This is a genomic window from Methanobrevibacter sp. (assembly GCF_017409525.1).
GTDB lineage: Archaea > Methanobacteriota > Methanobacteria > Methanobacteriales > Methanobacteriaceae > Methanocatella.
Window position 1 is genome coordinate 1 of sequence record NZ_JAFQSO010000023.1, and the last position, 6,740, is coordinate 6,740.

Here is a 6,740-nt window from a genome sequence, read left to right on the forward strand (position 1 = left end):
GAGCAAAAACCAAAATGGGGGGGGGGGCGTTAAAGCAAAAGCCCCTTATTAAATTGAAGATGCATGCCAAGCATCAAAAAAGTGGTTGATGGTTAATGTAGGCTTATTTTTTCATCTTTTCCATTTCCTTTTCAATCATCTGCTCACGGTTGTCCTCCAGTTTGTTGGAGAAAACAAATGTCTTCAGGAAATGGAACACCAAACCGATTCCCCAGAAGATGGTCACCCAATAGAACCACCATTCGCCTTTACCGCTCATCATTTTTGTAACAAAATTGATGATAAACAGCATTATGTTGACGCCGATAAAGCTGTAGAGGTGCTTGTAGAAGCCTATTTTTTCATCCGCTCTCTTTTCCGCTCTTCTATACAAATCATTATCAGACATTCAATCACCTATAATTCTTTAAAGGATTTGACGAAATCCTCTTGTTGTATAATAATTACTTTATTGGCCATATTATTTAATCCTAATTTTTCATTGTGCATCTGATGGTAATTGCAGGTTGGGTACTTGATGTTGCCCGATGGAAAAAAAGTTTAATAGGGGAATCTAAAAACTATATATATAATCATGATTTAACTAAAAGTCAAATTTTCTTTATAATCATTGTTCTTAACACTGAGGCGAAAACTATGAAAACATGTAGCAAATGCGGATTTCAAAATGCTGATAACACCAAATTCTGTGTCAACTGTGGAAACGGACTGGATGTTGCGGTCCAACCGATGAATGCCTGTCCTAATTGCGGATTTCAAAACATTAGAGATGCCAAATTCTGTGTAGGCTGTGGATTTAAACTGGATGGAGCGTCAATGAAGACATGCCCTAATTGCGGATTTCAAAACAAGAGCGACGCCAAGTTTTGCGTCAGCTGTGCAACCAGTCTGGATCTTGATTCATTGAAGGAGTGCCCTAATTGCGGGTATCACAACAAGGAGGATGCCAAGTTTTGCGTCAGCTGTGCAACCAGTCTGGATCTTGATTCATTGAAGGAGTGCCCTAATTGCGGGTATCACAACAAGGAGGATGCCAAGTTCTGTGTCGGCTGCGGCAATGATTTGAGTGTTGAAATGAAGGTCTGCCCTGAGTGCGGCCATCAAAACAAGGAAGGCATGAAGTTCTGCGTTAACTGCGGAAACAAGCTTGAAGGTGAAGCTTCCAATAAAGAGATTGCAGAGGATGAAAGTCCGCAGGCAACCGCTGTAAAAGAAAATGTTGATGATGCAGCGGGCAGTGATGAAGAAATCGCAGAAGAGAGTGAAGAGGAAGTCTTCCAAGATGAAATGGATGAAGCCGCCGAGGAAGAAACAGAAGAAGAAACTATTGATTCAACACCAAAAAAAGGCAATACATGTCCAAAATGCGGACGCGATAATCTTGAGGGCATCAAATTCTGCATCGGTTGCGGAACCCCATTGGAAAAAATAGATATGGATGAGGATAAAGCAGATGTTGAAGAAACTGAAACCCAATCTGTTGATGAGGAAGATGAATCCGTTGAAGAAGATTCACAAATTGAAATTGATGAGGATAAAGCTGATTTACCTGTAAAAGATGAAGACAATGCCTGTCCTGAATGTGGGCATGTGAATGCTGAGGGCATTAACTTCTGCATTAAATGCGGAACCAAATTGGAAAAAGCAGAGATTGGTGAAGATAAAGCGGAAATTGAAGAAACTGAAACCCAATCTGTTGATGATGAAGATGATTCTAATGAGGATAAATCCAGTGGAGAGGATTCACCAGTTAAAGATGAAGGTGATGCTTGTCCTGAGTGTGGGCATGTGAATGCTGAAGGGACTAACTTCTGCATCAGTTGCGGAACCGAATTGATTAATCAAAAGCAAGCAGAACCGCAAACAAATGATAATGCCTGCCCTAAATGCGGACATGTAAACGCTGAAGGGACTAACTTCTGCATCAACTGCGGAAATAAGTTGGACAGTGTCCAATCAGACGTTTCACAGGCAAACGGCAATGACAAGAAAGTTTGTCCAAAATGCGGTCATGAAAATGACTACAATTATAAATACTGCAAAAACTGCAATCTTCCACTCAATGAAAATGGGGAGACTCTCGACGACAAGATTGAGGAGCTGCGCAGTGAAGTTTGCAGTTTTCATAAGGATGTGGGTAGCGACAAAATCGAGCTGCAGGTAGTGCAATTTTACAAGAGGGGTCCTAAGAATTTTTTAGTCCATTCCAAAATTCCCTATTCGATAGACGATACAGTTTCCGCTCTCAAGAGGGTACGCAATGTAAATCCTGTAGCCATTGGCGATAGGAATAAATTTAAAATCCTACAGTACGGATCCTTTAAAAACATTCACCTGTTTCTGGATGAAGACACGGAAAACGAAACTATAGTCCAGTATTTTATGGAGGACATAAGGGATTCCAACTCACCCCCTGCTTCCATTTTGCTTGACACATCAGTACATCTGGCAACAAAAAGGGAAGCAAAAGTGCTAATGAAGAAGTTAGTGAAAGAACTGGAAAAATCAAATTTCCAATGAATCCTTGAGGCGAAAAAATGAAGATTGGTCTTATATAATATCTTTTGATGTTAATGGCCAATTACTGACTTAGCAGTTCAATTTTGGATTTGGATTTGTCAAAATTTGTTTTTGCAAATTTCCTTATCCAAGGTTATTTTTCTATTTTTTGCGATAATCGGCATGTTTATAATCCTATCTTGATAAACATTCTATTACATAATATTAAGGTGTTTAAAATGAATGTTAAAAGGATATTTTTAATTGCGTTAATCGCATTGGTGGTATTTGCTTCTGTTAGTGCAGTCAGCGCCGGATGGTTTGACTTTTTAGGCGGCGGTGACAGTGATACGGTGGATAATGTCACTGTAGACATAATAAGCTCTTCTGTGAAGTACAGTTGTGCCGCTACAGGAAACGATCTTTCAATTCAAAGCAATGGAAATAATTTCAGCGTCAATTCTGATAGCTCCGAAGTCGATAAGGAAATCACATACAGGGGAACAGCAAAAATCAATGTTTCCACCATGAACCATGAGCAATTGAAAGACAATCTATCAAGTAATAATTGGACTATTTCTGTCGAATTCGGAAATATTGCAGGTTCTTTAAGCTTTTATGTCTATGAATACACAATTGAAGATGGGGTAATGACATTATTCTTCAACGGCACCGATCATATAAATTCTTATGACCCCGTAAAACCTGGTGATTCCGGTGTTACAAATGTAACCGGAGGGGATGTACGAATTTATAAGGAAGGTTCCGGTAACGAGTCAGCATTCATCATCTATTTCTGATGATGGAGCAATTTTCAAGAAAGCAGAATCCTATTCATTAGGGTTGTCTTTCTTTACTTTTTTTTTTAAACCATTCCTTTTTAGTGCCGACATAATGCATGGGGATAGTTTCTATGTTTTTGCAAATTCATCCTTATCCAAGGTTATTTTTCTATTTTTTTGTGCGATAATCGGCATGTTTATAATCTTATCTTGATAAAGATTTTATTACATAATATTAAGGTGTTTTAAAATGAATGTTAAAAGGATATTTTTAATTGCGTTAATCGCATTGGCGGTATTCGCTTCTGTTAGTGCTGTCAGCGCAGGATGGTTTGGCTTTTTCGATGGAGGTGGTGGTGATGCCACTGTAGACATAATAGACTCTTCTGTGAGTTACAGATGTTACAATTATGTAAACCAGTCTAATCACTCACAAGTCATTAAAAACCTCACATACAATGGAACAGCAAAAATTGATGTTTCAGGCGTGGACCAAGACAGGCTGAAAGAAGATTTACAGCACGGCACAAGGTCTGTTTATGTCAAATTCGGTGATATTGCAAATCATTCAAGTTTCTATGTCAATAGATACACTGTTGAAGATGGGATATTGACATTATATATCAACGGAACTAAGGAGATAAAATCCTCTGATTCAGTAGAACCTGGAGATTCCGGAGTTACAGAGGTAACCGGAGGTCATGTAACAATCTATAAGCAAGCAAGTGGTCTTGAAGAGGCATACACCCTCACTTTCAGATGATGGAGCAATTTTCAAGAAAGCGGAATCCTAGTAATTAGGATTGTCTTTCTTTACTTTTTTTAAAACCATTCCTTTCTAGTGCCTATATAATACAGGGCCAATGTGTTGACAGCTAAAAGGGCTATTGTTTCTATGAAGTTGGACATGGTGATTGTCGATGTTGATGCGCCAAATCCTAAACCGATCATGATTGTCATGGAAAGATTGTTAGCTATGTGCATGGATGAGCTCGCTTCAAGGCCCTTTGTCTTAAGGGCTAAAAATCCATAGGCAAGGCCGCACATGACTGTTCCTATCACTCCTAAAATGGTATATATGTGCAATACGCCAAATATCACTGCCTGAATGATCAATGCCAGAATGGGAATCTTGGACCATGAGCCGACGGTCTGCATGACGAATCCTCTCATTAGGTATTCCTCGCCGACGCACTGAAGGGGCACGATTACCAGGCAGATTAAGAAATACGGCAATGAAAATGTTGTGGGACTTACTTTTCCATGCACCATGGCGTACATGACACAGTAAATCACATATATTGCCAGAGGGATAGTCTGGCATTTGAGGTAAAGCTTCCAGTCCCATCCTCCGCGGGATGAGGAATATGAGGAAAACGGCCTGTCACGAACAACCCTTGAGGCGACATATAGTGAGGGGAGTATGATTGCCACCGAGAGAAAGCTCATGTAGGCTCCGGCTTCGGAGTTCAGCGATTCATATGACCCGCCCATCAATGCGTTTGTCGCATCAGTGCCATAGATTGCACCGAAAAGGATTACCATTACAAAAATCAATATGAAATACACGATTACGCCGACTGCAAGCACGAGCAGGGGCTTGTACCATCTGTATTTTTCAAAGGTTCTCGGGAATGTTGCATACTCGGGGATTTCGTTTTTTCCGTTCATGGTTATAGTTTGTCTTGAAGGTATAAAAAAATTGCTTTTCCGTTTGACGATTCGACATGATGGCTGATTTTGATTAATTATCCTTAACCGCAACTGTCATTAACGGCTAGGTTTTTTAAAATCAGGTCCGTTTTTTGAGATGGATGTATATGCTCCGCCGGTTTTTGGTTTATTGTTCATAAAAAAGAATTTGCAAAAATCTGGAAACGATTTCTGCAAAGATTAATATTATTGTCTAAAAGACATTTTAAGGTCATCTGCCCCACAGCAGCATGCAGACGAATCCGATTGTTCCGAGCACTAAAAATCCGATAATCAGGCTTATTGTGGTCTGGATGCCCAGAAATATTATGGATGCTGCCAACAGTAAAACTATCGGGAACACGTGGGTGGTCGATTTCAGCTTGAACTTGGAATCCCTCGAGCTTCTCAGGGCGGAGATGAACTCACCTATGTTGAGGATGACAAGCACGAATATTGCTCCGCATGTAAGCATCTCGAATATGAATATCGCAGTTCCGATGAGGCCGTATCCGATGGTCGCTCTCAGGAACATGAGGAAAATCAGAAACAGGACTGCACCTCCGGCAATGGCCCAGTATGTCAGGGCCTCAGTCATGAGAACGTTCGGGTCATTCTTGTCGGTGACGACACCCTTGTTGTTTATATCAACCAGCTTCGGGTCATAGATTTCATTTTTCATGTTCGGATTCTTTTCGATGCTTTTGAAATATTCCAGCCTGAGCTTTTCCTTTTCTTCGGCTGTGAGTTCAGTTTCAGACTTGTTTTTTTCGTTGAACGCTTTGGTCATGTGCTTTGTGACTTCCTGGTTGGAATTTGGGAGGTTCTGGATTTCTTCAGGACTTAAAGCTTCTGCTTTTTGGGGTTGGGTTTCAGCCTCACTTTCCTTTTGGGTGTCTGTGTCTTCTGTTGGAGTTGCTGTCTTTTGGCTTTCTGAAGGAGAGCCGCAGTTAACGCAGAACTTTGCTTCCTCAGATAACGGTGAGCCGCAGCTTTCACAAACTTTTGTTTCGGCTATTAATTGCGAGCCGCACTTTCCGCAGAACTTTGCCCCGTCCTCGTTTTCAAAACCGCATTTTTCACAGTTCATAAAATCACCTGTTGTTTTCTTAAAGTGAAGACGGTTCACTGGAATCCGTCTCTAGCGATAAGTTTTTTTTGAAAAATCTTAATTTTTCTGATTCAAAAAAAACCTTTTATAATATTAATTTGATAAATTGTCATTTATATTTTTTTCAGGGCTAGTTTTGCTATAGTTTTTAATGAGAATTTTGGTAAATTATGGCTCAAGAATGTAAGAAGTGGATGAATAGTAGCTTTCTATTTGATTTAAATAGTAAAAATTTATACTATCTTAAACATAACTTATACTATGAATAAAAACAGGTTGATAATTATTGGATTGGTAATTGTTATTATTGCTCTTTTAGTTGGTATAGCTATATCAGTGCTTGCACCAGCTAAAGAAGATGTGAAATTAACAATCATAAATAACGACACTATTTTCGAAGGGGACAGTATAAAAGTCAAATTAACAGATGTTAATGACACTCGAATAGCTAACGAAACAGTGAATATTACAATCACAGATGAAAACAGCACTACTAATAATTACTCTGTTGTTACCAATGAAAATGGAACTGGGGTGCTTAAATTAAATAAAAGTGCTGGAAATTACACTATTAATTGTACATTTAGTGGAAATGAGAATTATACTGGGAATAGTACTTTTCAAATGTTAAAAATAATTAAACAGATTAATCAACA

6 protein-coding genes and 1 pseudogene are annotated in these 6,740 nt (G+C 39.2%); 4 read left to right on the forward strand and 3 right to left on the reverse strand.

The annotated features are described in order from the left end of the window. Window positions 1-103: 103 nt before the first annotated feature. Complete coding sequence (locus tag IJE64_RS10605; protein ID WP_292785208.1) at window positions 104-388, reverse strand: 2TM domain-containing protein; 285 nt, start codon at window positions 386-388, stop codon at window positions 104-106. Between the two features lie 248 nt (window positions 389-636). On the opposite strand from IJE64_RS10605, the gene IJE64_RS10610 reads away from it, so the two are divergent. From IJE64_RS10610 to IJE64_RS10620, 3 genes are all read left to right on the forward strand, one after another. Beyond that, complete coding sequence (locus IJE64_RS10610) at window positions 637-2,520, forward strand: zinc ribbon domain-containing protein (protein ID WP_292785210.1); 1,884 nt, start codon at window positions 637-639, stop codon at window positions 2,518-2,520. 218 nt (window positions 2,521-2,738) lie between these two features. Further along, entirely contained in the window at window positions 2,739-3,299 is a 561-nt protein-coding gene (locus IJE64_RS10615; protein WP_292785212.1) for a hypothetical protein, read from the forward strand. A gap of 232 nt (window positions 3,300-3,531) precedes the next feature. Then, window positions 3,532-4,044 (forward strand): hypothetical protein, encoded by a 513-nt coding sequence (locus IJE64_RS10620; protein WP_292785214.1) that lies wholly within the window; start codon window positions 3,532-3,534, stop codon window positions 4,042-4,044. Between the two features lie 59 nt (window positions 4,045-4,103). Here IJE64_RS10620 and IJE64_RS10625 read toward each other — a convergent pair whose 3' ends face one another. Then, window positions 4,104-5,045 carry a CPBP family intramembrane glutamic endopeptidase gene (locus IJE64_RS10625; protein WP_292785216.1) on the reverse strand — a complete coding sequence of 314 codons (942 nt, stop codon included), beginning with the start codon at window positions 5,043-5,045 and terminating at the stop codon, window positions 4,104-4,106. Between the two features lie 160 nt (window positions 5,046-5,205). After that, complete coding sequence (locus IJE64_RS10630; protein ID WP_292785218.1) at window positions 5,206-6,102, reverse strand: zinc-ribbon domain-containing protein; 897 nt, start codon at window positions 6,100-6,102, stop codon at window positions 5,206-5,208. A gap of 243 nt (window positions 6,103-6,345) precedes the next feature. Between IJE64_RS10630 and IJE64_RS10635 the strand changes: the two are divergent. Next, a pseudogene (locus IJE64_RS10635) lies at window positions 6,346-6,740 on the forward strand (hypothetical protein); the annotation flags it as partial.

Bases quoted from the DNA above. Each gene is read 5' to 3' on its own strand.
- IJE64_RS10605 (WP_292785208.1), bottom strand. From the start codon at position 388: ATGTCTGATAATGATTTGTATAGAAGAGCGGAAAAGAGAGCGGATGAA.
- IJE64_RS10610 (WP_292785210.1), top strand. From the start codon at position 637: ATGAAAACATGTAGCAAATGCGGATTTCAAAATGCTGATAACACCAAA.
- IJE64_RS10615 (WP_292785212.1), top strand. From the start codon at position 2,739: ATGAATGTTAAAAGGATATTTTTAATTGCGTTAATCGCATTGGTGGTA.
- IJE64_RS10620 (WP_292785214.1), top strand. From the start codon at position 3,532: ATGAATGTTAAAAGGATATTTTTAATTGCGTTAATCGCATTGGCGGTA.